Here is a 26,241-nt window from a genome sequence, read left to right on the forward strand (position 1 = left end):
TTACAACATCTATAGATATCAATGGAATTTTAAAAAGATAACTCCTGTTCAATACGGGAATCATCTTCTCAAAACAGCATAGTCTTTTTTTTATTGTCCTTGACAACGGGTACATTTTACTTTGCTTCTCGTACTTTAATTTAGGTACTCATTCTATCAACCGCCACTTTACTTATTGCACCAAATATGTCACAATAAAGTATAGGTTCTTAACCACTTTATAAATTCATCTGATTAGCGGCTATCACATTAACGATAGTCGCTGTATGTTTATGCGATGACTAAACCGCTCTAAGACTCCACCTTGTACAAGTGCGAGTTAAGAGCGTCTTAGTCCCTGCATAAGTGTGACTAAGACTGGCGGTGGAGTTAACACTCCTTTTGAATCAAGTCTTCTTTATGCAAAGTTATCAATTAATTCTGTAAATTTTATTATAAAGGAGCTGGTAACTATTTCAAAAGAAATTTTTATTACTAATTTGGACAAGAAGAAATTGCAAAGGCTAATTGTATTGGAAGAGGAATTTCAGCCAGGTAATAAAGATTACGTAGACGATCTAACCTATGAACTGGAACGAGCGGTTGTCACGCAGCCGGAAGAGATTCCTGCTGATGTCATCACAATGCATTCTCAGGTAGTATTAAAAGATTTGGATAATGATGAAGAATTGATCTATACTTTGGTGTACCCGGATGAAGCCAATATAGCTGAAGATAAAATTTCAGTACTGGCACCTATCGGGACAGCGATCTTAGGATACCGAGTCGGGGATACACTGGATTGGAAAATTCCCAACGGCACCTTAAGGCTGAAAGTGGATAAAATCCTTTTCCAACCTGAGTCTAGCGGTAATTTTGAACTATAATAGATATAAGGGACTTATTTGTTATAGGAATAGAAAAATCCCTGCCAAATTCTAAAATGAATGTGGCAGGGATTTTTCTATTCCTCTATTTACAGCTTTCCACTGTGTCATTGGTGGTGTTCTGCATCATCCCATGATTTTTCCTGATTTTCTCCATAATAGGAGCCACCTTTTCCATGCTTTCATTTAAGGTAGCAGCCTCATTGCTAGAAATAGTACCATCTTTCACAGCTTGCTGTATCATCTGCTGATGGTTGCCATTTACCGGCCCACACTGCTCCTCAGCCTGATCAGTGGTAGCTGCGAAAACTGGCACCGCAATCAATGCTGCTAATGCTGTTATGATTAACATTTTCTTTTTCATTGTCAACCCTCCTGTTGATTTAGTGTACTCTCGGAAAACAAGTATATCCTTTGCCGTCGTCCTAAATGAAACTTTCCGAGAGACTAATTTTATTTATATCTTACATCCTTATTATAAACAAAGATTGTGGATTTCTTATGAAGATCATATTACTTATTCTGCTTATCCCCGGCTGGGAGCTGCCGACCCACTCTTGGAAAAAACCTTGGAGTCACTGCCGCATAGGCGGCATAGTCCTCACCAAATTGTTCCAGTGACTCCCGTTCTTCTTGCCTGGCCAACCAAATATACATGCGCACAAGAATAGGAAACATAACCAGTGTTAACAACGTCGGCCACTGCAACAGGAAGCCTAACAGGATCACGATAAAAGCAACATATTGAGGATGGCGAACATAGGCATAAGGTCCATTCACTGCGATTACGCCTCTACGCTGGGCGCTGTGCAAAAATCTCCATGTAAAACCAAGAAAGATAAGCCCCCCCAAAATAAACCAGTTACTTAGTTCGTGAATAGGATTGTGGTGCGGGTCACCTGTCAGCCCTAACAACGTATACCAAAGGTGACCGGCATCGTGAGAAAAGAGATTGATTTCCGGATAGTGGCTGCCCAGCCATCCGGAAAGTAAATAAATACTCAAAGGAAAACCATACATTTCTGCAAATAGCGCTACAATAAAGGCTGAAAAGCTACCGAAGGTACGCCAATCCCGACCAGAACGCGGACGAGTAAAACTAAACGCAAAAATAATAAAGATAAGTGAATTGATGACCACAATTGGCCATAGTCCATAGTCTGACATGTTATTCAGTCTCTCCTTTCCGATACCACAGCCATAAGCTACTAGCAAGCATTGCCGTTAACAGCGCCGTCATTTGCGCCACTTTAAGACCGCCAAATACTAGACTATCAGTACGTAAAAATTCCAAGCCGAACCGAGCCAGCGAATAGAGAATGAAGTAGGTTAGTGCCACCTGTCCATCAAACTGTTTTCGACGGAATATATACAGTAGGATGGCTAGAATCATGAGATCAAGCCCAGCCTCAAATAATTCGGCCGGCACTAAGGGCATTGCTCCCCATGCTTGATATGCCGATGTTCCCGGCTGATAGACAACGCCATACCAGGCAGTTGTCGGTTTTCCATAGGCATCACCGTTTAATAAACAGCCAATACGTCCAATAGCCTGTCCTAGGATAAGACCTGGGGTGCTAATGTCGGCAAAACGTCGGAAGGATAACCCTTTGCGCCGAAAATACCATCCAGCCAGCAGTAAATTGGCTATCACCGCTCCCTGAATGGAGAGACCTCCTTGCCAAAACATCAAGGCATGTAGAGGATTGCTGGTATAGTCTTGCCAAGAGAAGACAACTTCCCAAAGGCGTGCTCCCAAAAATCCTGCTATTACGCCATATAAAACATATTCTTGCAACATCTCTGGCGAAAATTCACTGTTTTTTGCAAGACGCATCACCAGCCACAAACCGGCGAATACCCCCAAAGCTACCATAAGTCCCCAGGCGCGAAATTCAAAACTACCAATACTCAATAAGATGGGATACATAGTTCTTCCCCCCGTTCTATATCCTTCGCCTATTCTAGGCTACGTTAATTTCATCTATAATCAGGTGGAGTTATGCCCGGTTCCACCAGGAATACCGGACATCTCCATGTATATAAACGACCTCCTGGCAAACCAAGATAATCTGTCATGTCCATTACTATCAATCCACCGATTTCATTCCAAGATGGCGCTTTGCAACGCCAGCTTAGATGGACAAAGAAACTAGGATGAGTGGTGAGCATTATGATCCACAGCATTGGGTGCATTAGCTGGTGTACTGGACTGTGGAACGGGATTATCATTTTGGTCATTGGCGTCTACCGAATTAACCAAGTCACGCATGATCTTCCGCAGTGCTGGATCACTTGCAAGCATTTGCTTCATCGTGGCTTGCATTTCTGGTTCCTTCATCATCCCTTTCATTCTCTCTTGCATATCACTGCTTTTCATCATATCCAAGCATTGTTTTTGGATTTCAGGCGAGTTCATCATTTCCATATTATCCTTTTGCCCGCTTTCCATCATCTCGCCTTGCATAACTGGCGGTTTGTCAGCGTTTTTCTCCGCTGCACTCCCCATATTAGTGCCAATTAGAAAGCCAGCGGCAGAAATAGCAAATACCCCACTCATAATCCAGCCTGTCACTCTTTTTTTCATAGTTACTATATCCTCCTTCAAAATCTAACGTTTATTATTAATCAACTAAGCCCATAGTTATGGGCATACGGTAACTCAGATCAAAATTAGGTTCCCGCCAAACCATATTGAAACAAAAGGCCTCTGCGCTCTAAAATTCGCCGTACCTGTCCAGTAGTAATCAGGGTACGCGGGTCATACAGCGAATAGCGTTTTTTTAGCAAGCGCTCCAGTTTTGTTGTAATATCAAAGAAATACTTTGATTCTGCTTTTTCATACGCTTCAACAATTAATTCTTCCATAACCCTTTCCAACTCCCTTACGTCTTATATTTAATAATGTCCGTGTTCCAATCACTAACTAGATTGCTTTTCACCCTCCGCTTTTTTCCCCATGCTCCTCATCATGACAAAATGCATCAACGGACACATTAGAAGCACCAGGTAATTGGCTGATCCGTCATAGCCATTTTGTTTGAGCAACAGAACCAGACCTAGGGGAGCCAAACAGCATACCATCATCATCACCATATGCTTCCAACCACCACCGCAGCCCTGATGCTGCACGTGGCTGGGACCTTGTCCTTTGGCTAGAGGTACTTGTTTACTTTGTTCCATCGGTTTTCCTCCTTTAGTTAGAATGCATTATCATCACCATGGCTATAAAAACTGTGCCCCATGCACCCCATTGCAACAATGTCAGCACTCCCTTTTGCCATAGAGTATATTCTTCTACATTACCTTCGGTTATTTCCGGCGGTTTATTGTTTTCCATTTTGTATTCCTCCATCTAGCCGAGAACTTAGTATCTGCTTTTATTTTACCATGCTGTTATGAAGAACCTGTGAAGAACTCTTGAAGAACTTCTGATTTTTTAGGCTATTAAGAAAAACACTGTACTTTCTTTATAGAAAAGCCTCGGCAAGCCGAGGCTATGTTTTTGCAATATATATACTATGGAAACAACGAACCTATATTCACCAAACTCAGCGTAAAACTCTTCGTGCACCGATATAGCGCGGTCCCCATCACCCCAAAAAAAATGGGTTCCTCCGTACCTATAGGATTCGGCGTTATATCGATAAAATTACTAAATTCACCTCCTTTTTAAAGTACTGACTATCTTAGCAAAAAAAATCCTGGCACCAGAAGATGCCAGGTAGCTACGGTTTTTGCCTCAACCCAACACATGGATTTACCGGTTAAGGATTCTATACAACTAAGGAGCACTTTAATTATACACATAAATTATGAAGATCTTGTGAATTAGTTATGAAATATGTGTACTATTGATAACAATCATGTACATCCCACCTGTTAGTTTATTATGTTAGGGAGGCTCTTATTGATCTCAGTTAGTTGTTGTTTAAGATTTTCTGCATTTGCCCCTGTAATTCTTTTATTTGTTTTTGCACATCCGATTGCGTTTCTTCTTTCTGCACAACCAATGCTTGTTCTTGCGCAACTATCATTGTCATTAATGTTCCTACTGCGGCTAAGAAATTACCTAATACATTTGTTTGATTTCCATCTAATGATTTAGAAAAACCCAAAGCGACAAGAGCAGCTAATATTGTAAGTTCATCAGGAGACAATTCAAAAAAAAGCATTTGACACTCTGTTGTTTCCATCATGCCACCACTTTAATTTTTTTTTGCCAGTATTAAATTTAGCCTCTCGCTCAATTCATCTACATACTTTCGTGTCTTTTGTAGCTCAATTTCTATTTCTTGCATTTCAATCTCTACTTCTCTTATTTGTTGCCATTTAATCTTTTCTTCGTTTGGAAAGCACGAGAGTTTTGTTAATATACTTCCGATAACAATAAAAGCATTACCTAATATCTCCCGCTCATTGGCATCAAGTTCTTTTGCTACTATTATTCCAGTTTTACTAGCAGATTCCAGGGCTTGTTCTGGTTCTAATAATTTTAAATAGGCTATTATCGCTTTTATTGATTTCATTTGAGCAGAGAGTAAATCTATCATTGTTTAAACCGCCACCTTTTACCAATAGTTCGTTATCAGTAAATAATATTTAGAAAAATTATATAGTATTCCCATTTTATATTTTCACTGAATTTTAACAAAATGCTATAATGTAAAAATAGAGGCTGCGGTGGGCGATTGCCCTTTTATTATATAGGAAAATAAACGTCGCCAGCCGAAAGGTTGGCGACGTTTGCAGTTTATTAAATGAGTATTTAGTACCCACAAAATCTTGCCCTTCTATGTTAGGACTCCAAACAGACCGAGTATAGGTAAAACCACATTATTTGCGGATGCGGACATTTCAATAAAGGGTATAACTCTGGAAGAGTAAGTCCATAAATGATAATAATTCATTATCAGTATGCTTTGGCTAATGACAGTGACAACGAAAGAATCGACATTAAAACCGTTAGGATATAGAGGGGTTCTTCCAACCTATCTATTATCGACCTTGCCGGCTATACTGGGTTTTACTATCGGTAAATGACTGCTAGAGACACTCCTAACGTCCTTGATGACATAACGGTTACACTCGCGCCTTCCTCAACGAGCTGGTTTACAATCTGGTTATTAAATTTCCTGGAGTACTACTTTGCCCCCACTCCTCGTCACTTCCCAGTCAAAAACCCGGCATTATACTGGTCCACTGCAGGATGTTATGAAACATTATCACACCAGTCGCAATTAGGTTTTCTTTAACAAAGCTATTTCTTTATATAATTCTTGCAATTCCTTTTTTAGAGCTCGTTCTTTTTTATTATTCGCAGCTTCAGTTTCTCGCTGTCTTTTTTCACTTTCTTTTCGGCTTTTTATTGTTACGATAATTGCTAATAGAGTCGACAGTAATGAAAGGAACAGTGATAGTAATAGCAATCGATGGGTTTCGCTAGACGGGCTAATACTTTCATCAACCTCCAATTGCCTGCAAGACGGGCTAACCCCTTCAGGAAGCTCCAACTCCCTAGAATTTAGATCGTTAATCATTGCTCCTCCCCCCCCCTACACCATATCATATGCCAAGTTAAATTAGTGTGAAACCAAACTCAAGACAAATGGGTGGTATAACCACATTATTTGCAGGTGAGGACATCTCAATGAAGGGTAAGTCCATAAATAATAATAATAATAATTCATGGCAAGGTGACACCATGTACAGCATTGCCCTTTGTCAATTTTTGCGTCACTTAATCGAAGGTCTAACCGTTGTTGCAGTTTATAAATTAACTTGCCCTTGTAATTCCATCCGGGGCTGGAGTTATAACGGCGGCATTCCTAGCCAGACGATTAAAGTACAGCCTGGCGACTATGTAAACATCAGGGTATATAACTGCCGGAACCGACCAGCGTCCACTGGCACGGCATGGACGTTCCAGTCACAATAGATGGCGTTCCTGATGTGTACCCTCCCCCTAAAATTAAGCCTAACAATTATTTCGATTACCATTTTGAGATAACCAATCCCCCTGGCGTCCATATGTACCAGGCGCACCACAATACTGCCAAACAGGAAATGCTAAGGCTGGCTTTTTTTGTTGTTCCCCTCATCCTAAAAAGTAAATTGCCGTTTCCGCAAAAAGCTTGAGTAATGCAAACTATACGGAACCTATGAAGTTTGTCCGCAATCTAAGTCATATTGTCTGTATAACAGGACGCCGTTGGAGGGAATAATACTATCTGCAAATACTTAATTTGCGGAGGGGGAACCCGTATACCATGGAAATGAAAGAACTACTTCATACCATATCCGGAACACTACACATTCTGGCTGCCGTTACCTGGATTGGCAGCATAATATATAGCGAGTTTGCCGTGAAACCAGCGTTAAAGCCATTATCAGATATGAAAATCCATGCGATTAATGGCCTGGCCATGAAAAATTTCTCGACTCTTACCTGGACCAGCCTTATCGTTCTCATTCTAACTGGCAGCTATGCGATCTTCGACAAGCAAAAGGAACTCACCCCACTTCTTGAAGAACCGTCAGGTATTGTTTTGACGATAAAACTTATTTTAGTAGCAATCATGATTGGCATTCTGCTAATTCAGGTTTTTAGCTTAGGTCCCAAAATGAGCAGTCTGATTAATCCGTCAACACCGCAAAATCAAGAAAGTCAAATAAAAATGACGCAAGTCTCCAACACAGCCACCACTTTATCAAAAGTTCATTTATATGCCGGGGTTCTCATTGTCATTCTGGCGGTAATTCTGTCAGCGTTACTGGAAAAAAGTTAATGAACTACCGTTCGCTGATTTAGGGGGAAATGCTTTGGAATGGAAGTCCTTTTGGGAAGGAAGTAAGGATCTATCTACCTTAGCCTTGGTTATCCGGGCTATTATCCTTTATATTGCTCTGATTGTTGCTACTCGAATGATGGGTCACCGCCAGGTGGGCATCTTATCAGGTCATAACTATCTGGTCGCAGCCGGCATAGTGAGTTTGGCTGCCGTGCGGATGGTTTCACCGGAATCCTCGCTCATTTCCGGTATAGTAATTGTTTTTGTCTATGCCGGCGTGAATGTTTTATTATCCTATTTGGATACAAAATGGCCGAGAGGCATCGATCGGCAACCCACTGTCCTTATGCAAGGCGGACGATTGCTCAAAGCAAATTTGCTGGACTGCCATGTGACGCTTGACAACCTGTTAGGACAATTAAGACTTAAAGGAGCCCATAATCTTTCAGAAATTGATACGATTGTTTTAGAGCCTTACGGCAAAATCAGCGTTGTTAAGAAACCTGAGGCATTACCTGTTACCAGAAAGCAAATGAACCTGCCGCAGCAGCCAGCAGCACTACCCACTATTCTTATCTATGATGGAGTAATCGACGAAGTAAACCTTCATCAGTTGGGACTAGATCACAAATGGTTGTTAACAAAACTGGGAGAACAAGGCATCACTAGTCCGCAAGATGTATTTCTGGTCATGCTGGAGACCAATGGAACAGTCTACATAAGTGTATAAAGAAGGGATGAATTTGGAGCTATTAAAAGATGTATTCGGAACAGCTGAGAAAATTAGTCCGTTTATCTTTGTTCTACGGACAATTGTAGTGGGTGTCATGTTATATATTGAAGGTAAAGTGCTGCCCCACCGATCGGGCGGGCAGTTTGCCGGGTATGATTTCGCCTTTTTCTGGATGATGGGCGGTCTTACGGCAGCGCCCTTGTTTGAACCTAAGATAAGCATTATCAATACCGTTGCAGTCGTAACGGTGATTTACCTTCTGCACTATCTTATCTCCTATATTGCCGTAAAAAACAGGGTCTTTGCCAAATATGTGCTTGGACAAGCGGTGCCTTTAATTTCGGGGGGCAAGCTCCTTCGTCACAACATGGCTCAAAACTACTTTCCGCTGGAACTTCTGCTGTCGGACCTGCGAACGGTGGATGCCCCCAATCTCAGTGAGGTAGAGGTTGCCGTTCTGGAGACAAGCGGCCATGTAAGCGTTCTCAAAAAATCCGATTACCAGCCGGTAACTCCCAAGGACTTAACGATAGCAACCGGGGGAGGCGGGCTGCCGACAATTCTTGTGAATGACGGAAAGGTGATCAGAGAAAACTTACACAAATTAGGCTATGATGAGAAATGGTTAAGGGACCAATTACTGAAAAAGGGCATCACCGACATACAGGAGGTTTATGCCGCTATGGTTGATTCCGCCGGTGAATTGTATTATTCCGTAAAAACGCAAGGCTAAGGAGGTACATAACATGCTGACTGAACAGGAAATCATGAACAACGCTTTTAAAGAAATGCTCTCTCACGAAGAAAGTATGGCCAAAAAGTATGTCCAGCTTTCCGAACAAATTACCGACCCCAAGATCCAGCAAATGCTGAAAGGAATGGAGCAAGGAGCGCGCAATCATTACAGTACATTGTCACAAGCAATGTCTAAGCAGGGAATTGTGTAAAAAGGAGTGGTTCAAGATGAACACCATTGATATGTTGAATGATGCCCTCCAGGATGAGAAGATGCTGCAGTCCATGTACAATAAGTATATGACTGATATCAGCAACCCGGAAGTACGGCAGCTTTTTACCCAGTTAAGGGACGCTAAAATGCAGAACCTTTCGCAATTGCAGCAGGAAATCCAAACGTTGATGGGACAAGGTCAGAACCAATAAATTCTGCAGGAAGTACACTAGTGTCGAGAAGTATAGCAGGGTAATCAAATTAACTGCCAAACGCCAGTTTCTCTCCTGTCGCTCACCAGGCTAGCTAGAACCATGGTGGGCAGGAAAAACATTGTCTGAGCTAACCGGCTCGGACATCCGTAACACCGTCCATCGAAAATAATAATAATACGTAGTAGTATCTAAGTAATATAAATAATCAGCCAGTGAATGCGATTTTCACTGGCTGATTATTGTCTACGCCATACCTTGAATTTGTTTCAAGGAAAATTGACATTCCTCTATACATAGATCGAGATGATGAGCGCCTTCGGCCAACATCATACTTACTTGACTATTTGTTTCCTGACTTGCCATGGAACGTAGCTGTTGGGCCGTTTGCTGACATTGTTGGACGCACTGTTGAACATCATTAGCAGGATTAGTTGCCATAAATGATTCACCTCTTTTCTTTTGCAACTGCGATAAATTTTTCTATTATTGAGTTTGCATCGAAGCGTGTTCGCATTGACGAATACACATCTCAATGTGGGTTGCCCCAAATGTCATCATTTCCCTGGCACCGGCTTTGGGAACAGCATTAGCTGCCGTCCGAAGCATGTTGGCCGAGTTAGTGCAATTAGTAATACATTGTTGGATCTGCTGTTTATTTGCCATGGTATCACCTCCTCGACATTAGTATAATCAGAAGAGGAATCTTTATGTAGAACGTATCCACACCAGGACTCACCCACCACCCCAGCGATTTGTTCAAAGGCCTGTCCGGCGGTATTAACAACTTTTGATCCTGGATTTACTGAAAAAATTCCCAACAAAAAAGATGTCATCATTGACATCTTTTTTTATACCTACAAGCATGAACAGGTGCAGAAGATTTCTCTGAGCAGAACCGGCAAAACGGCGCAGCACCTATTTGGGGAGTATTTCTTAGATAATACTAGAAAAATAACACAAGTTCTTCATAGGTCCTTCACTAGATATTCATATTATTTGGGTAATATATGGGTAATAAGACTTAAGGGGGAATTAAAATTGAAAAAAACTTTTATAACTGCATCCTTATTGGTAATGAATGTGCTGGGGGTAAGTATGGTTTCCGCTAATGAGATTCTTCCGGAAATTGATCCCATTAAACCAGGCATTGAAACAATCGTTAGCGGAAGCGAAAACAGCCGACAATATACCATGATTGATCACAATCCTACTCTTTACAATAAACAGGTAGTTGGTGGTCGTACAATGGAAAGCTGGGTTAAGAACAATGTAGTCAATACCGCAGTTAACGGTATTGTCACAAAGTCTTATCCTATTAATGGGGATCTTGAAACGATCGTTAGTGGTAGCAAAAACAGCCGGCAATATACCGTGATTGATCACAATCCTACCCACTACACTAAAAAGGCCGTCGGCAATCATACGGTGGAATCCTGGGCCAAGGATGGTGTAGTCAGCACCAGAGTGGACGGAGTTGCTACTAAATTTTATCGCATCAATAAGGATCTTGAAACGATTGAAAGTGGTAGCAAAAACAGCCGACAATATACCGTGATTGACCACAACCCTACCCATTACAGTAAAAAGATCCTCGGCGGTCATACGGTGGAAGGCTGGATGGAAAATGGTGTAGTTAACACTAGAATTGACGGTGTTCTCTCTAAGCATTAAACTTCCATACATAAACTCTAACCACTCTATCATGAACTATGATAGAGTGGTTAGTTTTTATATTCATACATATTACTAATTGGTTATTTCTCAAACGATCTGTATAATCACTGGCTGGATTTTATCATCCATCCGAGCACGATTCACCCTATTGGGATCGCTATGTAACAGTTCAAGAATTTCCCAATATATTTTGTATTTTGCTAATACCAACTATAAAGAAGATCAGGCAACCTTTGGAGTGCCTGATCTTCTTTATCACAATACTCGTTTTGCACCATAATAGCGCTGCACAAAATATGGATCATTCATGTCACCAATGGCGACTACACCTTTTGAAAAAGAGGTATGAATAAATTTATCCCTGCCGATGTAAATCCCCACATGAGATGCGCCTGGTTCATAGGTAGTAAAATACACTAAATCTCCTGACAGTAAGGAAGCTGGCGATACGGTTCTGCCAACTAGAAACTGTAGATCAGCGGTACGAGGTAAATTGATCCCCGCTTGCCGATACACATATTGCACTAATCCGGAGCAATCAAACCCCTGGGCAGGTGAGGCTCCTCCCCACACTACTGGCTGACCAAGCATACCGCTGGCAAGTGTCAATATTTGTACTGACTGTCCAGACTGACCTATAGACAGAGCAGGTGAGCGAGCTGCTATCTGCTGCTCATCCACTACCGGCATGGTCGTGCCTACTATAGAATCTAACGACTGCATGAACTGATTATAACTAGAGGTTGGAGAAGCCTGAACCACTCCTGTGCCGTTAAAAAGAATCCCGGCAAATAGTATAACTATCCATCTTTTCATGAGCTGCTTCTCCTCTCCAGCCAACCTTTTTTAGTGTTGCATGGTTTGCAAGTGGGACATAGTTGTCTTCATAACATCTTGCATCGTCTTCACTTTACTTTCCATAGCACTCGGGTCCATTTTTCCGGAGTTAACAGTATTTTTAATGTCACCTGCCGCTTTGCGCAAACTGTCTTTTAAATTGGCATCCATCATATGGGGTACAATTTTTTCCACAGTACTCACGAGTTGTGCTGCACTCTTTTGCGCATCCATCGTCTGTCCAGCTTTGGCTTGTTTGACCACATCTTGTAAGGATTTATCCAAATCCTTCATCATCGGCATAGGGTCTTCCTTTGGCATCGCTGCGCTGTGCCCTTCATGTCCAATTGCTTGCTCTTGACTGGCAGTTGTCGGCTGAACAGTTGTTTTTTCACTCGATCCACACCCCGCCACTAGAAAAACAACTGCAATAATGGCTAGCATGCTAAAGAGTACTTTACTTTTTTTCATAATCTAAAACCTCCAATGATTGTCATTGCTTTATATTCTAATTTTTGCTGTAGTGAGATCATTTTACCACCACAGCTTCTTGCCATTAATGGCCTTTACTCAGTAGTATGGGATTTGCTAGATATAGCTGGATTCCTGCGCTCTTGCCACTGGTTCCACACCAGATAGATGCAAGGCAGTACGATCAATGTCAAAATGGTGGAAGTAACCAATCCTCCCACAACAACTGTAGCCATTGGTCGCTGTACCTCGGCACCAGTCCCTGTGGCAAAGAGTAATGGAAATAACCCTAAACTCGCAACTAATGCGGTAATCATAACCGGACGCAAGCGGGTAAATGCACCCTCGGTGATAGCTTCTTCCAAGGTTCGGTGATCCCGCAGATGCTTAATATAGGTAACCATGATGACCCCATTTTGCACAGCGATTCCAAAGAGAGCGATAAAACCGACAGCTGCAGCTACCGTCATGTAGGTGCCAGTAACATACATAGCTACAATACCACCCACTAAAGAGAAGGGAATGTTCATCAAAATGAGGAAAGCATCGCTGGCGGACTTAAAGGTCATATAGAGCAAGAAGAATGTGAGCACGATGACCGCTGGTACTACTAAAGAGAGTCGATCTTTCGCCCGCTGCTGATTTTCATACTGACCAGTCCACTTTAAGGAATAACCGGCAGGCAAGTCGACTTTTTCCTTAATGACTTGGTTGGCCTCATTCACAAAACTTACGACATCCCGTCCCCGGGTGTTCATCTGAACAATCATTCGATAGACCCCGTTTTCACTGCTGATCATCGATGGACCGTCCACAACCTGGAACTGAGCTACTTCACCCAGCTGTACATAAGCACCGCTACTAGCCGGTGCCGCTGCAGCAGTTGCGCCGCCACCCATACCTGCGCCCATTCCGCCACCGCTACTTTTCGCCGCGGCGCCGCCACCTGTTACCGGAATGAGGATGTTTTCCATAGCGTCAATGGTTTCTCGGTTTTCCCGATTGTAACGCACTAAGACATTAAAGCGTTTGCGTCCTTCAATGGTAGTGGTGGCATTTTTACCGCCTACCGCTAATTCAACAGCGTCTTCCACATCGGCAATGTTAAGTCCATACCGAGCTGCTTTTTCCCGGTTGACCTGAATCTCTAGATAGGATGCGCCAAAGACCCGCTCAGCCAAGAGATCGCTAACTCCTGGCACGGTCGCAAGTGCCTTTTCAATCTCAAAGGCCTTTTGCTGAAGCACCTGCAGGTCTTCTCCATAAAGTTTAATACCTAGTTCCGTACGAACTCCCGTTGTCAGCATGGATAACCGTCCGGCAATCGGCTGGGTAAAGGCTAAGTTAAGCCCAGGCATATTGGCAAGCTTAACCATCATTTCTTGTTCAATTTTTTGTTTTGTCATGCCGTCCCGCCATTGTTCTTTCGGTTTTAACGTGACAATCGTTTCAATCATACTAATCGGTGCCGGGTCCATAGCAGACTCAGCACGACCTACCTTCCCTACGGACATGTCGATTTCCGGAATATCCATAATGACTTTATCCATGGTTTTAGCTGCTTCCAGAGCCTCAGTTAAAGACACGCTAGGCAGCATGGTCGGCATGACTAGGAACGTTCCTTCATCCAATTCCGGCATAAAGGTAGTGCCAATGAGAGGCAGCAGAGAAAATCCGGCAATCATTACGACGACTGCGATACTAATCGTGATTTTACTGTGTTTTAATACTGATTTCAAAGTCGGTACATACCACCGATGTAGTTTAGCAACAACCCAGGTATCCCTTTCCTGAATTTTTCCTTTGAGCAGCAAGGTACACAACACAGGTACCAAGGTGAAAGCTAGCAGCAGTGACCCGCTCATGGCAAAGGATTTCGCCCAGGCCATCGGGGTATACATCTTGCCCTCCGTCCCAGTCATCGTAAATACGGGCAGGAAGGTAACAATGATAATCGTAATCGAAAAGAAAATAGGTGCGGCTACTTCCTTTGCCGCTTCCAGGGTCACATCCACAATGCTGCGTCGACCGCCGTCCTCTGCCAAATGGCGATAAATATTTTCCACCATAACAATAGCCGCGTCGGTCATGACTCCAATACCAATGGCAATGCCGCCAAGTGACATTAGGTTAGCCGACAGATGAATCTGCTTCATGGCAATCAGTGCAATTAGAATACCTATTGGAATGGCACTTGTTACAATCAGGCTAGACCGAACATTCCCTAAAAAGAGAATGACAATGATTGAGACTAAAATAAATTCTTCAATTAATGCCCGGGTCAGCGTATTGACTGCTTTTTTTACCAGATCCGTCTGGTCATAAAAAGGCACAATCCGCATGCCTTCCGGTAAGGTTGGCTGGATTTCAGCAATCTTGGCTTTCACCTGGTCAATTACGTCGAGGGTGTTTTCGCCCATACGCTGAATGACGATGCCCCCAGCCGCTTCATAACCAGATTTGGTTAGCACGCCCCGGCGAAAATCCGGCCCAGCAGTTACGTTGGCTACATCCTTGATGTAAATAGGTACATTGTTATTTTGAGAGATCACAATATTTTTAATATCATCAGGAGACTGGATTAATCCTAATCCTCGGATAATAAATTCTTGACCGTTTTGCTCGACAACTTTCGCACCAATATTAGCGTTGTTGGCACCAAGGGCACCAAATACCTGATTGAAGGTAATCCGATAGTTTTGCAGAAGATGAGGATCCAGGTTGATCTGGTACTGCATCACATAGCCGCCAATGCTGGCGACTTCTGCAACTCCAGGCACCGCACTGAGCTGCTGCTTGATGGTAAAATCCTCAATCGTACGCAGATCAGCCAGATTATGACGATCGCTTTCTATTGTATACATAAATACCTGCCCCATCGGCGTGCTGACTGGTCCCAAGGCAGGCTGCACACCCCGTGGCAATTGAGGAATGGCTTGCTGCACTTTTTCGTTTACCACTTGGCGGGCAAAGTAAGGCTCTACACCGTCTTCAAAGATGACGGTTATGAGTGACATCCCGAATGAGGAAGCTGAGCGTACTTCTTTCACCTTAGGCAGCCCCCGCAAGGCAGTCTCCAATGGATACGTGACCTGATCCTGGATTTCCTGAGGCCCACGCCCCATCCAGTCCGCCGAGACAAGCACCTGGTTTTCACTAAGATCAGGGAAAGCATCGATAGGGGTCTCCCGTACGACGAAGATTCCCCAGATAATAACCAATGCAGATAACACTAGGATAATCACGCGGTTTTTCAAGGAAAATTCGATTAATTGATTTAGCATGTTGCTCCTCCTTACTGACCGCCATGGCCGCTGTGTTCGCTCCCGGCAACAGGTGCCGGAGCAGCCGGGCCGCTATTTGTACCGTTCACGGGTGCTGGTGCACTCGTCTCTTTAGCGGCCCCGCCACCGTGACCGGCATGAGAGCCAAAGCTGCCTAATTTCGTTTGGGAATCAATGAGGAAGGTGGCGGCTGTTACTACTGTTTCACCTGCCTGCAGCCCAGAAAAGATCTGAACATAGCCATCGGCGTATTGCCCCGTGACTACATCCCGTTTGACAAATGTATCTTCACTTTGAGCGACAAAGACAATTTTACGGCTGCCAGAATCTAAGATGCTGGATTCCGGTATCACCACACTGTCCCCTAAAGGCAGTTGAACATTGGCATTAACAAACATATTGGGCTTCAGTATGCCCCCAGGATTATCCATTGCCACCCGAACTTTCACTGTTCGGGTGGCATCATCCAGCACCGGGTTAATAAAGGTTACTTGTCCGCTAAAAGTTTCTCCCGGATAGGCACCGCTGTTCACCACAACTCTTTGACCTAGTTTAATGCCTGCTATATCCTTTTCATAAATATCAATATACAGCCAAAGAGTAGATAAATCCGATAGACTGTACAGTTTATCCCCTGGCATAATGAATGCTCCTGGCAGCACTTGTTTTTCCAAAACCGTACCGCCAAACTGGGCATAGATGATCATATGATCCTTGGGTGTTCGGGTATGTTCCAGATGAGCAATCTCACTGTCTGGTACATTTAACAGCTGCAATTTGCGCTTTGCCGCCTCCCGCAGGCGATTATTGATCTGAACTACATCTTTGCCAGCGTTTTGCAGCTTCTGAACATTTTCCAGTGTTAATAAATATTCTTCCTGGGTCGCAATATAGGTAGGGCTGTATACAGCGGCGATGGCCTGCCCCGGGGCAATATATTCACCATCGGCAGTCACATATAGTTCATCAACCCGCCCTTCCACCCGGGAGGTAAGGTACGTACGTCCACTTTCATTCATAGCAAGTTTACCCGTGGTCTTAATTTCCTTCATAATATCTTTTACGACTGCTTGCGCCGTTTGCACTCCGGACAATTGCCTAGCCTTGGCATCCAGAGTAACAGTGTCACCCATAGCCATAACCGGAGTCGTTGTTTGATGACCGGTATGATCCACAGTCGGCTTTGCGTGCTGCGCAGCATAATAGTAACCGCCACCGCCAAATACTAGAACACCCGCTGTCACACCTATGATCATCTTTTTCTTAGTCTGTAGTTTTTCAATCATGCTGTCCTCTCCTTTTGCTTGCACATTATGGCTGGGTTCCACTCGTAAATAAAGGTTTTCCTACCGCTTTTTCCAGATCCGCCACTGCTTTCTCATAATTCACGCGGGCTTTATAGTAATCCAATCGCACATTACGGAGAGCATTTAGACTATCCAGGACAGCCATGAAATCCACTTTGCCATTTGTATAGCTCACAACTCCGGCTTGATAGGTTTGCTCCGCTTGGGGAATCACGGTATTCTTATACAGGTCAATCTGGCGCCAGGCAGACTGCGCTTCGGTCAGTGCCATCTGCAAATCCAGCTCCGTCATACTCTGCATAGTAGCCAATGAAGCCTGAGCTGCCTCCAAACTAGCTGCAGCAGATTTAATTTCTGCTTTATTTTTTCCCTGCCAAATAGGCAGCATGACCATAACTTCCATTTTCCAGGTATCAGGTGTCGTATCCATCATCGTTTGTTTTCTATCTTTATAGCCAATGCTGAATTGATAATCTGGTAACTGCTGTTTTTTTGCCAATTCCACACCATTCTTTGCCATTTCCACTTGTTGTTCCATGCCAACAACAGCTGGTTTTCCAGCTTGGACTTCTGTCTGCAAACTGGTCAAGTCAAAGTCAGGAGGCGGGGCACTGAACTCTTCTTTCACTGTGAAGGCGGTATCGGCTTTACGGCCGATAACAGTATTGACTTTCGCTTTTGCTACTGCCGCCATGGATGCCATGCTCAAAAGATCAGTAGTCATTTTAGAAAATTCAGTCTGAGCTCGCAAGGTATCTTGCAGAGGTACCATTCCAGTAGAATAGTTAACCTGAGCAATCTGCACCAGCTGGCCCATGAGTTGCTGATTTTCCTTGCCGATTTCTAGAGCTTTATCAGCATAGAGTAGATCATAATAGGCAGTTTTCGCCGCAGCATAGGCTTCCATCTGCTTATCTTGGTAATTCGCTTTAGTCATTGCAGCATCACTGCCAGCCATTTTACCCATGGCTTTCAATTTAGACGGATTCATAATGTCCTGGGTAAAAGTGTATTCCGTCATCATTGCATCAAAAGGATTTAAGGTACTCTTGGGTATATCATCTTTCATAATCCCAAACTGAGGATTCGCCCAGGCTTTTGCCAGGGGAATGCGAGCCTCTTTTTCTTCCCAGCGCTTTTGACTCTCAATGACCGCTGGATTATTCTTGACGGCAGTATCCACTATCTCTTTTAAAGACAGAGTCTCTTGGGCTTGTTCCGCCATAACTGGTATTATAATTCCCAATACGAGCATAGCAGTCAATGATAATACTTTGCATCGAAACCATTTTCCTACGTTCATATATCCCCCTTCGTCCCCTTATTGAAGACAATCATAACAAACTGACCTTAGATATTTTGGTTTATCCTTATTCTTCTTTAGCAACTAGCCCCTCAGCTCGATTTGTAAGATAGCACCATAAATACCCCATCACTGCCAATTCGATCATAAGTAAGTCCCACATTGTATTTCACCTCGATTGCATCTTTATATTGATGTCTATCATATCCAACTAATGTGAAGATTTTATGAAGAAAGTTTGAAGAACTCATATTATTTGTATTTCATAACGAATCAGTACTCTTTTCTTACTCATTGATATACAAGGGGCTGTCGCACTAAAACAGCCCTAAAAAAAACAAAAGACGGCAACCAGCAGTAGCCGGAAGCCGTCTTTTGTTGTAAAATCATGTTTGTGAAAAATCATCTTCTCTATGCCATGTTGCCATCTCACACCTCCATTAAAAAGTTACATATCCTCATTATAACCGCATAGCTTGAGTTTTAAAAAAATACCATATTTTCTCTCATAAGATTACAAAAGTATAAATGAGCCCCCACCAGCCATACTATTATTAGTTCCACAATGTATCAATGGAAGGAGATCCTTATGAGAGCCAAAAAAATGAATCAGACTATTTCTGTCGTCGTTATATTGGCGATAACGCTGATGCTTGCCGGTTGCTCCCAGCCTCAGAAAAAACCCGATCAATCACCAACAGCACCACAACCCCAGACCAACATGATGAACCAAGTCGACCCATCATCGATGATGCATAACAACCCTGAAGCCATGCAAAATGCCATGTCTGCTCCAGAAAACCGTCAAGCCATGATCAATATGATGAGTTCGTCCCAAATGCGCCCCGCCATGGTTGATATGATGAAAGACCCAGCCATGCAAAAAGCCATGACTGACATCATGGCCGACCCGACTATGAAAGACACTTTCGCAGCCATGGTGAAAGACCCACGCCTAGCCCCCACCGCTCGAGAAGCATTAAAACAATAACCGGATATTAAAATCCTAAGAATACACGGTGTTATATCCGTCATCTATTCTTAGGATTTTTTTGTACCGAATACCAGCTATCATTCATCTTTTTTGTGACCCAGTCATATAATAAAATCTACCATTTCCGATCAGCGCCGCCGCCCCTGATCCACCAAATTCTCTCATCATCTGCGTCCATGAAATGGCCAAATTCCCGGCAACAATTCTCTCGCTACAGGTTCAGCTACTAATTCAAAGCATTTTACACCATGCCGTATAACATAGGGTAGATTCAACAAATCCGGACTAGCGACCATTTTTTGCCACTCTCCTTATGCATTTACCCTATGCTATGCTCATAATGCTAAAAACGGCATCTCTCACCAACTAGTGGAAGAGCTGCCGCTAAACCAAAAAGACCAGGATTTTTTCCTGGTCTTTTCTCACATTACTTAGTGCTAGTGTTATTGCAATTCCCCGTCGCACCATTGTTTTGCATCATACCGTTCATCATACCGCCATTTTGCATAATTTTTTGCATAACAGGAGCCATTTGCTGCATATGCTCATTCATCTGAGTCGCTTCCTCAGTAGTAATAGTACCATTATCCACGGCTTGTTGCATCATTTGCCGATGATTCTGAGACATCTGATTGAACCAATCATTTTGTGTCTGAGTCTTGTCAGTCGTTGCGGCAAATACCGGCACAGCCATCAAGGCTGCTAACATCGTAAATATTAGAATTTTCTTTTTCATAGGGATTCCCTCCTGTTTCTTATTTGTCTTCATTGTATCCCATGATTGTGGAGAAATTATGGAGCCACTGTGAAAAATTTGTGTGGTTTTTATTCCAGTTCTTTTTTTATGTGCTGATACTCATCGGTAGTAATTTCTCCTTTGGCATACCGCTGTTTCAATATCTCCAAAGCGTCAGTCCGTGGCTCATTTTGGCTGCCACTACGGAACAACGTCTTAAATAGCCAAATCGCCGCCATAATAACAAGAGCGGTAAACGCCAAATGAACGAGTATCCCCAGGCCCATGCCCAGCCAACCGAAGGGACCGCTAAAACCGTACCCCATCATCATAGTTCATGCACCTCCTTTGTGTTAAGCATAGTATAACCTAACATTGTGGAGTTTTTATGGAGAAACTGTGCGTTTTTGATGGAGATCAGCCGGCAGCAGGACGGTAAAAGTACTACCTTTGTCTATTTTACTTTTGACCTTTACCTGTCCGCCATGGGCCAAAGCCATTTGCTTGACAAGAGCTAGGCCTAAACCAGTACCGCCGCTTGCTTTAGTCCTAGCCGGGTCGACGCGGTAAAAATAATCAAAAACATGTTCGACATCTTCTACTGCAATTCCAATTCCCGTATCCGTAACCGCAATTTCAATCATGCCATTTTTTGTGGTTGCCGCTATGGTAATCTGCCCACCGTCAGGTGTATATTTGATAGCATTTAAGACAAGATTATACACCATTTGGTTAACCATATCCCCATCCGCCCAAATAACTGATACCCTATCATCTGTTTCTATGCGCAGGCTGATGCGTTTTTCACTAGCTAGAAGCTTAATTTTCCCTACAATCTGACGTAGCAGTTGGGTTAAGTCTAAAAGAGCAAATTCCGGCTGTAGTTGTCCTGCCTCTAATAAAGAAAGATCTCTGAGTTCTCCGACCAACTTTGTCAGTCGGTCCACTTCCTCAGTCAGCGAACTCATCTGCTCCACGTCCGGAGTAATAACACCATCGGAGATTCCTTCCAGATTAGCCTTCAGTATTGTCAGCGGTGTTCTAAGCTCATGAGCTATCCCAGCCAGAAAGCGTTGACGCAAGACAGTATTTGATTTTAATTTGGCCGTCATGGCGTTAAACGCCATAGCCAATTGCCCCACTTCGTCTTGTCTTCCAACGGTAACGGCTGCATCCAGATTTCCTGCTGCCACTGCATTCACTGCTCGGTTCAAATCAATCACCGGAGTCGCAATATTACGGGCCAAATAATAGCTAACGCCAGCACCAATTAGTAGCATCCCGCCTGCAGCCAATAATAAAGACTGCTTTAACGATATCATAAACTGTTTTTCTGGTAACCCCATCATAGAAGCCATATTGCCATGATTCATCATCATGCCATGCATACCGCTCATATATAAATAGGAATTAAAATTTTCGGATACCTGATAGTTGACGACTAAGATGAGTCCCACCACAACAGTTACCGTTGTTACAAAGAAAGTGACCATTACCCGTATCAGAAGACTACCCATGCGGATCACCTGCCAATTTATACCCAACACCATAAACGGTTTTGATATAACGAGGCTCGCCAGAGGAATCGCCCAGCTTTTTGCGGAGGTTTTTAATATGAGAATCAACCGTCCGTTCATAGCCCTCATAGGCATAACCTTGTACCTTTTCAATCAACTGCAGCCGAGATAGGACCTGGTTTGGATGGGTCAAAAACAGTTCTAGTAGTTTATGCTCGGTAGGCGTTAGTTCGATAGGGTTACCTTGAACTGTTAAAGTGTGGTTATGCTGATGCAATGCTATCTCTCCAACCCGCAATTCATTCCCAACCTTGTCTCGCCGCCCTTCAGGCTTAACCCGCCGCAGGATCGCTCGTATCCGGGCAATCAGTTCCCGGGGACTAAAAGGCTTTGCTACATAGTCGTCAGCCCCGATTTCCAGCCCAATGACCCGATCATTCTCGGCATCCCGCGCCGTGAGCATAATAATCGGCACATCGCTATCCCGCCTAATTTCCTTGCATACTCCCCAGCCATCTAGTTCTGGCAGCATCACATCCAGCAATACCACATCAGGCTCCCATTGCCGTACCTTCTCAACTGCACTCCTGCCATCCATAGCTGTTTCCGTCATATATCCCTCTTTTGTCAGATAGGTTACCAGCACTTTTACAATTTTCTCATCATCATCCACTACTAACACTTTCATTTATCACACCTCCGCACCCATGACAACCAGTATAAAACCAACCACATCCTATAAGATACAACACGCTTATTGTAAAAAATATTATTTGCTCATATTGATGCTATTGTACCGCATTTTCTATTCTTTCTGCAATATCGGCAGTTACTGGCAGATATAATTGAGTAAAACTAGCCGTCCTTTCAGCCACTAAAGTGGAAAGGGCCACCAAGTAGACAAAAAAGCAAAGCAGCCCTTCCTGTAGGAGGGGCTGCTTTGTTGTCAATGAATTATCCCAAACTTCTATTGTCCCATATGCTGCATATGTTGCATATTTCCACCAACAGCATTGGGATTCCACCCCATAATCGTCGGATCCACCATCCCGAAAATCATAGCTACGTGAGCAACAACGAGAAATACGGTCAATAAAATGAAATGGAGTTTCATCTTTTCATCATCCGATTTCCCCTTGCCAATTACTCCGAGTTCCAATAAAGCAATACTAAACAGCGGAATTACACCACTGAGATAAGAACCTACTGCAAGTATATCAGCAATACCGCGCCATTGAATCGTAGGAATAACAGTGGTTATTAAATTGAGAAAGACTCCCAGGAAGTAAAATCCCAGAAAAATACCAATTGCCTTATTGGCTGTTTTCCATCCACCAGCATTGGATCCACGAAGGAAAACCGTAAAAAATTCAGTTGCAACAAGCGCTTCTGCCAGGGCTACAGGAATAACCATATACAAAATTAAATTCCATGGCTGGTTAACAGCCAGCAATTCCATATAGTGTGTCATAACCATAATCAACACTCTCCTCATATAAACTTATATTGATAGTATACAAAGAAAATGTGAAGATCTTGTGAAGATACTATAAAGAATTTATGAGAATTTCATCCTGCTGAACTTACCAAAGCACATAGTACTCTCTCATGTTCTTTGCATGTCTTCGCATCCTTTAAAACATATAAAACAGAATCGAACCGCAGAGACACAGAGAACACTGATAGGTCCAAATAATTCCCCTGGAAATATTTTAATAATATCGGCACCAGCCTCCATACCTTCCACGACTTCTTTAATCGTCATCGCTCCTGGCATTATCGGTACACGTAGCGATTACACATTTTGACTGTATTAATGTTCAAACAAAGAGAAACAACATATTGAGCACCGCTTAAAATTGCGATTCTAGCGGTCTCAGGATCAAGTACGGTACCCACTCCCAGCAGTATTTCCTCGGCGATTATAGTTTTGCCATAGTTTTGCCAATTCGCTGATGATCTCGTGAGCACCAGGAACCGTAAAGGTAAGCTAATCTTTATTGTATTTCTCTGTAGAAACCAGAACTCCTGTAAACAAAATATTTTGTAAGTTGACACCACCTGCTAACTTTGATACAATAGTCAAAATTTATATAGGAAGGCGGCAGTGTAACAATGGCATTCTATTATAAGGAAGTTTCTCGAACTTTTAGTGAATATCTTCTTGTACCTAATCTTACAAGAAAAGATTGTATCCCCAGCAAAGTGAATTTAAAAACACCCATTGCAAAATTTAGAAAAGATGAGCAGCCCCCAATTGAAATCAATATCCCTTTTGTTTCTGCAATCATGCAATCTGTATCCGATGACAATCTAGCCATCGCTCTTTCTAAATGCGGAGGCTTATCCTTTATTTTTGGATCCCAGCCTATTGAAGAGCAGGCAGAGATGGTGAGCAGAGTAAAGAATTTCAAAGCTGGCTTCGTGGTTAGCAATGCGAATCTATCACCAGATCAAACCTTAAAAGATGTTGTAGAATTAAAATCAAAATTAGGACATGCCACCATTGCCATTACAGAGGATGGAACGCTTAACACTAAATTAGTGGGAATCGTTACTAGCAGAGACTATCGAATGAGTCGGGATTCTTTAGACAGGAAAATCAAAGAATTCATGACACCATTTTCAAAACTCATCGTTAGTTCCATTCATACCAGCCTTAAAGAAGCCAATGATATTATCTGGGAGCATAAGCTGAATTGTCTGCCCATCATTGACGATCAGCAGCATTTGGTGTATTTTGTCTTCCGAAAAGATTATGAGGATCACAAAGAAAATCCTCTGCAGCTTTTAGACTCTGAAAAAAGATATATGGTGGGCGCAGGTATTAATACAAGAGATTACAAAGATCGAGTACCCGCATTAGTTAAGGCTGGAGTGGATGTATTATGTGTAGATTCTTCCGACGGCTTTAGCGAATGGCAGGCAGAAACTATAAAATATATAAAAGAAGAATATAAGGATACCGTTAAAATCGGCGGCGGAAACGTAGTCGACAAAGAAGGGTTCATGTACTTCGTAGAAGCCGGTGCGGATTTTGTAAAGGTTGGAATCGGCGGAGGGTCTATCTGTATTACAAGGGAAACCAAAGGGATTGGCAGAGGACAGGCTTCTGCCGTGATTGAAGTTGCACAGGCAAGAGATGATTATTTTAAAGAAACAGGCATCTACATTCCAATCTGTTCCGACGGCGGAGTCGTTCATGACTATCACACGGTATTAGCTTTAGCCATGGGCGCTGACTTTATTATGATGGGAAGATATTTTGCAAGATTCGATGAAAGCCCTGCTCCTAAAACAAAGCTTGGCAATAATTACGTGAAAGAATATTGGGGCGAAGGCTCAAAGCGTGCCCGTAACTGGGAACGGTATGACCTCGGAGAAGGCAGCAACCTTAAATTTGAAGAAGGTGTGGACAGCTATGTACCCTATGCAGGAAAACTAAAAGATAACATTGATGTTACTTTAAGCAAAATAAAATCAACCATGTGCAGCTGCGGTGCCATATCCATTAAAGAACTGCAAAGAGTTGCAAGAATAACTATCGTTTCCTCTACCAGCATTGTAGAAGGCGGAGCCCATGATGTAATACTAAAAGAAAACAACTACTAATATAGAAGTAAAACGGATTGAACCACAAAGACGCAAAGGACACAAAGGGTTTTATACTCTTCGTGCCCCCTTCGTGTGCCGCACAGCGGCATTGCGCCTTTGTGGTTCATTGTTTTTTGTCATTCTGTTCGCAATTTGGACTGATGATACTTCCCTAGTAATACCAGCAAAATGCTAATAAAGGATTTTTTTAGCGGCCAAATAGCAGCAACAGCCCGCCAAATATGGGTACAGCTACCATGGAAATCTTTAAAATAAATGGATCTAAGCGCCTGGTAAATTTTGCTCCAATATAAGTTCCAACGATCAGTCCTATGGTTACTTTAAAAAGCAGCATTACATCTAAGTGACCAGCTGTTAAATAGCCCAAGCCGCCCAATAATGCAATCGGCAGAATGACAAGCATGGTTGTACCCGCCGACTGGTGGATAGACATATGAAAGAAGATCAATAAGCCAATTTGAATAAACGGAGTAGCACCAATTCCAAAGGTTCCCGATAAAACTCCTGTAACAAGACCAAGACCGGAGGCCGTTAACCAGAAAGACATTCCAGTGGGACCAGCTTCACTTTCACTTCGAGAAAAAATTCCCCTATTAGCAAAAAAGATTCTTAGCCAAAGCAAAAGAGCTGATAACAGCAGCATGCAGGCCGTCATCCATTTAAGTTCTTTCGCCGGTAATCCAGCTGCAATCTGCGCTCCAATAAAAGCACCTATAGCACCAAAGATACCAATTGCTACGCCATTTTTCACCACCACATTCCCTTCTCGAAAATGGCTGTATGCACCAGATATCATAGTAAAAATCATAGCGCTAAGCGACGTTCCCAAAGCAGTATGTATAGGAATACCGAATACTACGGTTAAAACCGCAATCACCACACCGGCACCCCCGGCACCAATAAAACCAAGTAATAACCCTAATGCAAACATTACAAGAACAATCAGCAT

The 26,241-nt window shown here is 43.0% G+C and carries 36 protein-coding genes; 11 read left to right on the plus strand and 25 right to left on the minus strand.

Annotated elements, in window-relative coordinates:
* Positions 1–494 precede the first annotated feature (494 nt).
* The gene (gene rnk / locus LMF89_RS20965; RefSeq protein ID WP_229536784.1) at positions 495–866 is read left to right on the plus strand and encodes a nucleoside diphosphate kinase regulator; all 372 of its coding nucleotides are present in this window, start codon (positions 495–497) and stop codon (positions 864–866) included.
* 85 nt (positions 867–951) lie between these two features.
* Here rnk and LMF89_RS20970 read toward each other — a convergent pair whose 3' ends face one another.
* The 10 genes from LMF89_RS20970 to LMF89_RS21015 all read right to left on the minus strand — a co-directional run bounded on the left by LMF89_RS20970 (position 952) and on the right by LMF89_RS21015 (position 6,406).
* Complete coding sequence (locus LMF89_RS20970; RefSeq protein WP_229536785.1) at positions 952–1,230, minus strand: hypothetical protein; 279 nt, start codon at positions 1,228–1,230, stop codon at positions 952–954.
* A gap of 149 nt (positions 1,231–1,379) precedes the next feature.
* Positions 1,380–2,033 carry a methyltransferase family protein gene (locus tag LMF89_RS20975; protein ID WP_229536786.1) on the minus strand — a complete coding sequence of 218 codons (654 nt, stop codon included), beginning with the start codon at positions 2,031–2,033 and terminating at the stop codon, positions 1,380–1,382.
* 1 nt (position 2,034) lies between these two features.
* Entirely contained in the window at positions 2,035–2,796 is a 762-nt protein-coding gene (gene lgt, locus LMF89_RS20980) for a prolipoprotein diacylglyceryl transferase (RefSeq protein ID WP_229536787.1), read from the minus strand.
* 222 nt (positions 2,797–3,018) lie between these two features.
* Positions 3,019–3,453 (minus strand): hypothetical protein, encoded by a 435-nt coding sequence (locus tag LMF89_RS20985; protein ID WP_229536788.1) that lies wholly within the window; start codon positions 3,451–3,453, stop codon positions 3,019–3,021.
* A gap of 86 nt (positions 3,454–3,539) precedes the next feature.
* Positions 3,540–3,734: a hypothetical protein gene (locus tag LMF89_RS20990; protein ID WP_229536789.1), complete on the minus strand. Its 195-nt coding sequence runs from the start codon at positions 3,732–3,734 to the stop codon at positions 3,540–3,542.
* A 54-nt stretch (positions 3,735–3,788) separates the two neighbouring features.
* Complete coding sequence (locus LMF89_RS20995; protein WP_229536790.1) at positions 3,789–4,049, minus strand: DUF2933 domain-containing protein; 261 nt, start codon at positions 4,047–4,049, stop codon at positions 3,789–3,791.
* A 13-nt stretch (positions 4,050–4,062) separates the two neighbouring features.
* A complete protein-coding gene (locus LMF89_RS21000) occupies positions 4,063–4,206 on the minus strand; it encodes a hypothetical protein (RefSeq protein ID WP_229536791.1) in 144 nt (47 codons plus the stop codon).
* A gap of 580 nt (positions 4,207–4,786) precedes the next feature.
* A complete protein-coding gene (locus LMF89_RS21005; RefSeq protein WP_229536792.1) occupies positions 4,787–5,065 on the minus strand; it encodes a hypothetical protein in 279 nt (92 codons plus the stop codon).
* Between the two features lie 9 nt (positions 5,066–5,074).
* Positions 5,075–5,419 carry a hypothetical protein gene (locus LMF89_RS21010; RefSeq protein WP_229536793.1) on the minus strand — a complete coding sequence of 115 codons (345 nt, stop codon included), beginning with the start codon at positions 5,417–5,419 and terminating at the stop codon, positions 5,075–5,077.
* 687 nt (positions 5,420–6,106) lie between these two features.
* Positions 6,107–6,406, minus strand: coding sequence for a hypothetical protein (locus LMF89_RS21015; protein ID WP_229536794.1), 300 nt, complete (start codon positions 6,404–6,406; stop codon positions 6,107–6,109).
* 110 nt (positions 6,407–6,516) lie between these two features.
* Between LMF89_RS21015 and LMF89_RS21020 the strand changes: the two genes are divergently transcribed.
* The 7 genes from LMF89_RS21020 to LMF89_RS21045 all read left to right on the plus strand — a co-directional run bounded on the left by LMF89_RS21020 (position 6,517) and on the right by LMF89_RS21045 (position 9,551).
* Positions 6,517–6,804, plus strand: a complete 288-nt coding sequence (locus LMF89_RS21020; protein ID WP_229536795.1) for a cupredoxin domain-containing protein — start codon at positions 6,517–6,519, stop codon at positions 6,802–6,804.
* Positions 6,783–7,004, plus strand: a complete 222-nt coding sequence (locus tag LMF89_RS26335) for a multicopper oxidase domain-containing protein (RefSeq protein ID WP_369412670.1) — start codon at positions 6,783–6,785, stop codon at positions 7,002–7,004. Before LMF89_RS21020 ends, LMF89_RS26335 begins: the two co-directional genes overlap by 22 nt.
* A gap of 131 nt (positions 7,005–7,135) precedes the next feature.
* Positions 7,136–7,654, plus strand: coding sequence for a CopD family protein (locus tag LMF89_RS21025; protein WP_229536796.1), 519 nt, complete (start codon positions 7,136–7,138; stop codon positions 7,652–7,654).
* 34 nt (positions 7,655–7,688) lie between these two features.
* Positions 7,689–8,387, plus strand: a complete 699-nt coding sequence (locus LMF89_RS21030) for a YetF domain-containing protein (RefSeq protein ID WP_229536797.1) — start codon at positions 7,689–7,691, stop codon at positions 8,385–8,387.
* A 13-nt stretch (positions 8,388–8,400) separates the two neighbouring features.
* Positions 8,401–9,123, plus strand: a complete 723-nt coding sequence (locus tag LMF89_RS21035; protein WP_229536798.1) for a YetF domain-containing protein — start codon at positions 8,401–8,403, stop codon at positions 9,121–9,123.
* Between the two features lie 13 nt (positions 9,124–9,136).
* Complete coding sequence (locus tag LMF89_RS21040) at positions 9,137–9,337, plus strand: hypothetical protein (protein WP_229536799.1); 201 nt, start codon at positions 9,137–9,139, stop codon at positions 9,335–9,337.
* 16 nt (positions 9,338–9,353) lie between these two features.
* Positions 9,354–9,551, plus strand: a complete 198-nt coding sequence (locus LMF89_RS21045) for a DUF2383 domain-containing protein (RefSeq protein WP_229536800.1) — start codon at positions 9,354–9,356, stop codon at positions 9,549–9,551.
* Between the two features lie 246 nt (positions 9,552–9,797).
* On the opposite strand, the gene LMF89_RS21050 is transcribed toward LMF89_RS21045, so the two are convergent.
* Entirely contained in the window at positions 9,798–9,992 is a 195-nt protein-coding gene (locus LMF89_RS21050) for a hypothetical protein (protein WP_229536801.1), read from the minus strand.
* A 45-nt stretch (positions 9,993–10,037) separates the two neighbouring features.
* Positions 10,038–10,217 (minus strand): hypothetical protein, encoded by a 180-nt coding sequence (locus LMF89_RS21055; protein WP_229536802.1) that lies wholly within the window; start codon positions 10,215–10,217, stop codon positions 10,038–10,040.
* A gap of 375 nt (positions 10,218–10,592) precedes the next feature.
* Here LMF89_RS21055 and LMF89_RS21060 point away from each other — a divergent pair, with 375 nt between their 5' ends.
* On the plus strand, positions 10,593–11,225 hold the full coding sequence (locus LMF89_RS21060) for a hypothetical protein (protein WP_229536803.1): 633 nt from the start codon (positions 10,593–10,595) through the stop codon (positions 11,223–11,225).
* A 258-nt stretch (positions 11,226–11,483) separates the two neighbouring features.
* On the opposite strand, the gene LMF89_RS21065 is transcribed toward LMF89_RS21060, so the two are convergent.
* From LMF89_RS21065 to LMF89_RS21085, 5 genes are all read right to left on the minus strand, one after another.
* A complete protein-coding gene (locus tag LMF89_RS21065) occupies positions 11,484–12,044 on the minus strand; it encodes a C40 family peptidase (protein ID WP_229536804.1) in 561 nt (186 codons plus the stop codon).
* A gap of 30 nt (positions 12,045–12,074) precedes the next feature.
* The gene (locus LMF89_RS21070) at positions 12,075–12,536 is read right to left on the minus strand and encodes a hypothetical protein (RefSeq protein WP_229536805.1); all 462 of its coding nucleotides are present in this window, start codon (positions 12,534–12,536) and stop codon (positions 12,075–12,077) included.
* A gap of 95 nt (positions 12,537–12,631) precedes the next feature.
* Positions 12,632–15,820 carry an efflux RND transporter permease subunit gene (locus tag LMF89_RS21075; protein ID WP_007955576.1) on the minus strand — a complete coding sequence of 1,063 codons (3,189 nt, stop codon included), beginning with the start codon at positions 15,818–15,820 and terminating at the stop codon, positions 12,632–12,634.
* An 11-nt stretch (positions 15,821–15,831) separates the two neighbouring features.
* On the minus strand, positions 15,832–17,106 hold the full coding sequence (locus LMF89_RS21080) for an efflux RND transporter periplasmic adaptor subunit (protein WP_229536806.1): 1,275 nt from the start codon (positions 17,104–17,106) through the stop codon (positions 15,832–15,834).
* 25 nt (positions 17,107–17,131) lie between these two features.
* On the minus strand, positions 17,132–18,430 hold the full coding sequence (locus LMF89_RS21085) for a TolC family protein (RefSeq protein ID WP_229536807.1): 1,299 nt from the start codon (positions 18,428–18,430) through the stop codon (positions 17,132–17,134).
* Positions 18,431–19,019: 589 nt separating this feature from the next.
* Between LMF89_RS21085 and LMF89_RS21090 the strand changes: the two genes are divergently transcribed.
* Positions 19,020–19,421, plus strand: a complete 402-nt coding sequence (locus LMF89_RS21090; protein WP_229536808.1) for a YajG family lipoprotein — start codon at positions 19,020–19,022, stop codon at positions 19,419–19,421.
* 167 nt (positions 19,422–19,588) lie between these two features.
* Here the strand turns inward: LMF89_RS21090 and LMF89_RS25940 are convergent, their stop codons facing one another.
* From LMF89_RS25940 to LMF89_RS21120, 7 genes are all read right to left on the minus strand, one after another.
* Positions 19,589–19,720, minus strand: a complete 132-nt coding sequence (locus tag LMF89_RS25940; RefSeq protein WP_255711566.1) for a hypothetical protein — start codon at positions 19,718–19,720, stop codon at positions 19,589–19,591.
* Between the two features lie 131 nt (positions 19,721–19,851).
* Positions 19,852–20,160 carry a hypothetical protein gene (locus LMF89_RS21095; RefSeq protein ID WP_229536809.1) on the minus strand — a complete coding sequence of 103 codons (309 nt, stop codon included), beginning with the start codon at positions 20,158–20,160 and terminating at the stop codon, positions 19,852–19,854.
* Positions 20,161–20,249: 89 nt separating this feature from the next.
* Complete coding sequence (locus tag LMF89_RS21100; protein ID WP_007955586.1) at positions 20,250–20,492, minus strand: SHOCT domain-containing protein; 243 nt, start codon at positions 20,490–20,492, stop codon at positions 20,250–20,252.
* A gap of 54 nt (positions 20,493–20,546) precedes the next feature.
* Positions 20,547–21,677 (minus strand): sensor histidine kinase, encoded by a 1,131-nt coding sequence (locus LMF89_RS21105; protein ID WP_229536810.1) that lies wholly within the window; start codon positions 21,675–21,677, stop codon positions 20,547–20,549.
* On the minus strand, positions 21,670–22,365 hold the full coding sequence (locus LMF89_RS21110) for a response regulator transcription factor (RefSeq protein ID WP_007955590.1): 696 nt from the start codon (positions 22,363–22,365) through the stop codon (positions 21,670–21,672). Before LMF89_RS21110 ends, LMF89_RS21105 begins: the two co-directional genes overlap by 8 nt.
* A 100-nt stretch (positions 22,366–22,465) precedes the next feature.
* On the minus strand, positions 22,466–22,627 hold the full coding sequence (locus LMF89_RS21115; RefSeq protein WP_229536811.1) for a hypothetical protein: 162 nt from the start codon (positions 22,625–22,627) through the stop codon (positions 22,466–22,468).
* A 17-nt stretch (positions 22,628–22,644) separates the two neighbouring features.
* The gene (locus LMF89_RS21120) at positions 22,645–23,154 is read right to left on the minus strand and encodes a DUF6803 family protein (protein ID WP_229536812.1); all 510 of its coding nucleotides are present in this window, start codon (positions 23,152–23,154) and stop codon (positions 22,645–22,647) included.
* A gap of 638 nt (positions 23,155–23,792) precedes the next feature.
* On the opposite strand from LMF89_RS21120, the gene LMF89_RS21125 reads away from it, so the two are divergent.
* Positions 23,793–25,289: an IMP dehydrogenase gene (locus LMF89_RS21125; protein WP_229536813.1), complete on the plus strand. Its 1,497-nt coding sequence runs from the start codon at positions 23,793–23,795 to the stop codon at positions 25,287–25,289.
* A gap of 190 nt (positions 25,290–25,479) precedes the next feature.
* Here LMF89_RS21125 and LMF89_RS21130 read toward each other — a convergent pair whose 3' ends face one another.
* On the minus strand, positions 25,480–26,241 hold the full coding sequence (locus tag LMF89_RS21130) for a sulfite exporter TauE/SafE family protein (RefSeq protein ID WP_229536814.1): 762 nt from the start codon (positions 26,239–26,241) through the stop codon (positions 25,480–25,482).

Origin of the sequence: Pelosinus baikalensis (assembly GCF_020819555.1) — a bacterium.
GTDB classification, from domain to species: Bacteria; Bacillota; Negativicutes; order DSM-13327; family DSM-13327; genus Pelosinus; species Pelosinus baikalensis.

Excerpts from the sequence above, each read along its gene's own strand:
- LMF89_RS20970 (WP_229536785.1), bottom strand. The coding sequence starts at position 1,230 with ATGAAAAAGAAAATGTTAATCATAACAGCATTAGCAGCATTGATTGCG.
- LMF89_RS20975 (WP_229536786.1), bottom strand. The coding sequence starts at position 2,033 with ATGTCAGACTATGGACTATGGCCAATTGTGGTCATCAATTCACTTATC.
- lgt (WP_229536787.1), bottom strand. The coding sequence starts at position 2,796 with ATGTATCCCATCTTATTGAGTATTGGTAGTTTTGAATTTCGCGCCTGG.
- LMF89_RS20985 (WP_229536788.1), bottom strand. The coding sequence starts at position 3,453 with ATGAAAAAAAGAGTGACAGGCTGGATTATGAGTGGGGTATTTGCTATT.
- LMF89_RS20990 (WP_229536789.1), bottom strand. The coding sequence starts at position 3,734 with ATGGAAGAATTAATTGTTGAAGCGTATGAAAAAGCAGAATCAAAGTAT.
- LMF89_RS20995 (WP_229536790.1), bottom strand. The coding sequence starts at position 4,049 with ATGGAACAAAGTAAACAAGTACCTCTAGCCAAAGGACAAGGTCCCAGC.
- LMF89_RS21000 (WP_229536791.1), bottom strand. The coding sequence starts at position 4,206 with ATGGAAAACAATAAACCGCCGGAAATAACCGAAGGTAATGTAGAAGAA.
- LMF89_RS21005 (WP_229536792.1), bottom strand. The coding sequence starts at position 5,065 with ATGATGGAAACAACAGAGTGTCAAATGCTTTTTTTTGAATTGTCTCCT.
- LMF89_RS21010 (WP_229536793.1), bottom strand. The coding sequence starts at position 5,419 with ATGATAGATTTACTCTCTGCTCAAATGAAATCAATAAAAGCGATAATA.
- LMF89_RS21015 (WP_229536794.1), bottom strand. The coding sequence starts at position 6,406 with ATGATTAACGATCTAAATTCTAGGGAGTTGGAGCTTCCTGAAGGGGTT.
- LMF89_RS21020 (WP_229536795.1), top strand. The coding sequence starts at position 6,517 with ATGAAGGGTAAGTCCATAAATAATAATAATAATAATTCATGGCAAGGT.
- LMF89_RS26335 (WP_369412670.1), top strand. The coding sequence starts at position 6,783 with ATGGACGTTCCAGTCACAATAGATGGCGTTCCTGATGTGTACCCTCCC.
- LMF89_RS21025 (WP_229536796.1), top strand. The coding sequence starts at position 7,136 with ATGGAAATGAAAGAACTACTTCATACCATATCCGGAACACTACACATT.
- LMF89_RS21040 (WP_229536799.1), top strand. The coding sequence starts at position 9,137 with ATGCTGACTGAACAGGAAATCATGAACAACGCTTTTAAAGAAATGCTC.
- LMF89_RS21045 (WP_229536800.1), top strand. The coding sequence starts at position 9,354 with ATGAACACCATTGATATGTTGAATGATGCCCTCCAGGATGAGAAGATG.
- LMF89_RS21050 (WP_229536801.1), bottom strand. The coding sequence starts at position 9,992 with ATGGCAACTAATCCTGCTAATGATGTTCAACAGTGCGTCCAACAATGT.
- LMF89_RS21055 (WP_229536802.1), bottom strand. The coding sequence starts at position 10,217 with ATGGCAAATAAACAGCAGATCCAACAATGTATTACTAATTGCACTAAC.
- LMF89_RS21065 (WP_229536804.1), bottom strand. The coding sequence starts at position 12,044 with ATGAAAAGATGGATAGTTATACTATTTGCCGGGATTCTTTTTAACGGC.
- LMF89_RS21070 (WP_229536805.1), bottom strand. The coding sequence starts at position 12,536 with ATGAAAAAAAGTAAAGTACTCTTTAGCATGCTAGCCATTATTGCAGTT.
- LMF89_RS21075 (WP_007955576.1), bottom strand. The coding sequence starts at position 15,820 with ATGCTAAATCAATTAATCGAATTTTCCTTGAAAAACCGCGTGATTATC.
- LMF89_RS21080 (WP_229536806.1), bottom strand. The coding sequence starts at position 17,106 with ATGATTGAAAAACTACAGACTAAGAAAAAGATGATCATAGGTGTGACA.
- LMF89_RS21085 (WP_229536807.1), bottom strand. The coding sequence starts at position 18,430 with ATGAACGTAGGAAAATGGTTTCGATGCAAAGTATTATCATTGACTGCT.
- LMF89_RS21090 (WP_229536808.1), top strand. The coding sequence starts at position 19,020 with ATGAGAGCCAAAAAAATGAATCAGACTATTTCTGTCGTCGTTATATTG.
- LMF89_RS25940 (WP_255711566.1), bottom strand. The coding sequence starts at position 19,720 with ATGGTCGCTAGTCCGGATTTGTTGAATCTACCCTATGTTATACGGCAT.
- LMF89_RS21095 (WP_229536809.1), bottom strand. The coding sequence starts at position 20,160 with ATGAAAAAGAAAATTCTAATATTTACGATGTTAGCAGCCTTGATGGCT.
- LMF89_RS21100 (WP_007955586.1), bottom strand. The coding sequence starts at position 20,492 with ATGATGATGGGGTACGGTTTTAGCGGTCCCTTCGGTTGGCTGGGCATG.
- LMF89_RS21105 (WP_229536810.1), bottom strand. The coding sequence starts at position 21,677 with ATGGGTAGTCTTCTGATACGGGTAATGGTCACTTTCTTTGTAACAACG.
- LMF89_RS21110 (WP_007955590.1), bottom strand. The coding sequence starts at position 22,365 with ATGAAAGTGTTAGTAGTGGATGATGATGAGAAAATTGTAAAAGTGCTG.
- LMF89_RS21120 (WP_229536812.1), bottom strand. The coding sequence starts at position 23,154 with ATGGTTATGACACACTATATGGAATTGCTGGCTGTTAACCAGCCATGG.
- LMF89_RS21125 (WP_229536813.1), top strand. The coding sequence starts at position 23,793 with ATGGCATTCTATTATAAGGAAGTTTCTCGAACTTTTAGTGAATATCTT.
- LMF89_RS21130 (WP_229536814.1), bottom strand. The coding sequence starts at position 26,241 with ATGCTGATTGTTCTTGTAATGTTTGCATTAGGGTTATTACTTGGTTTT.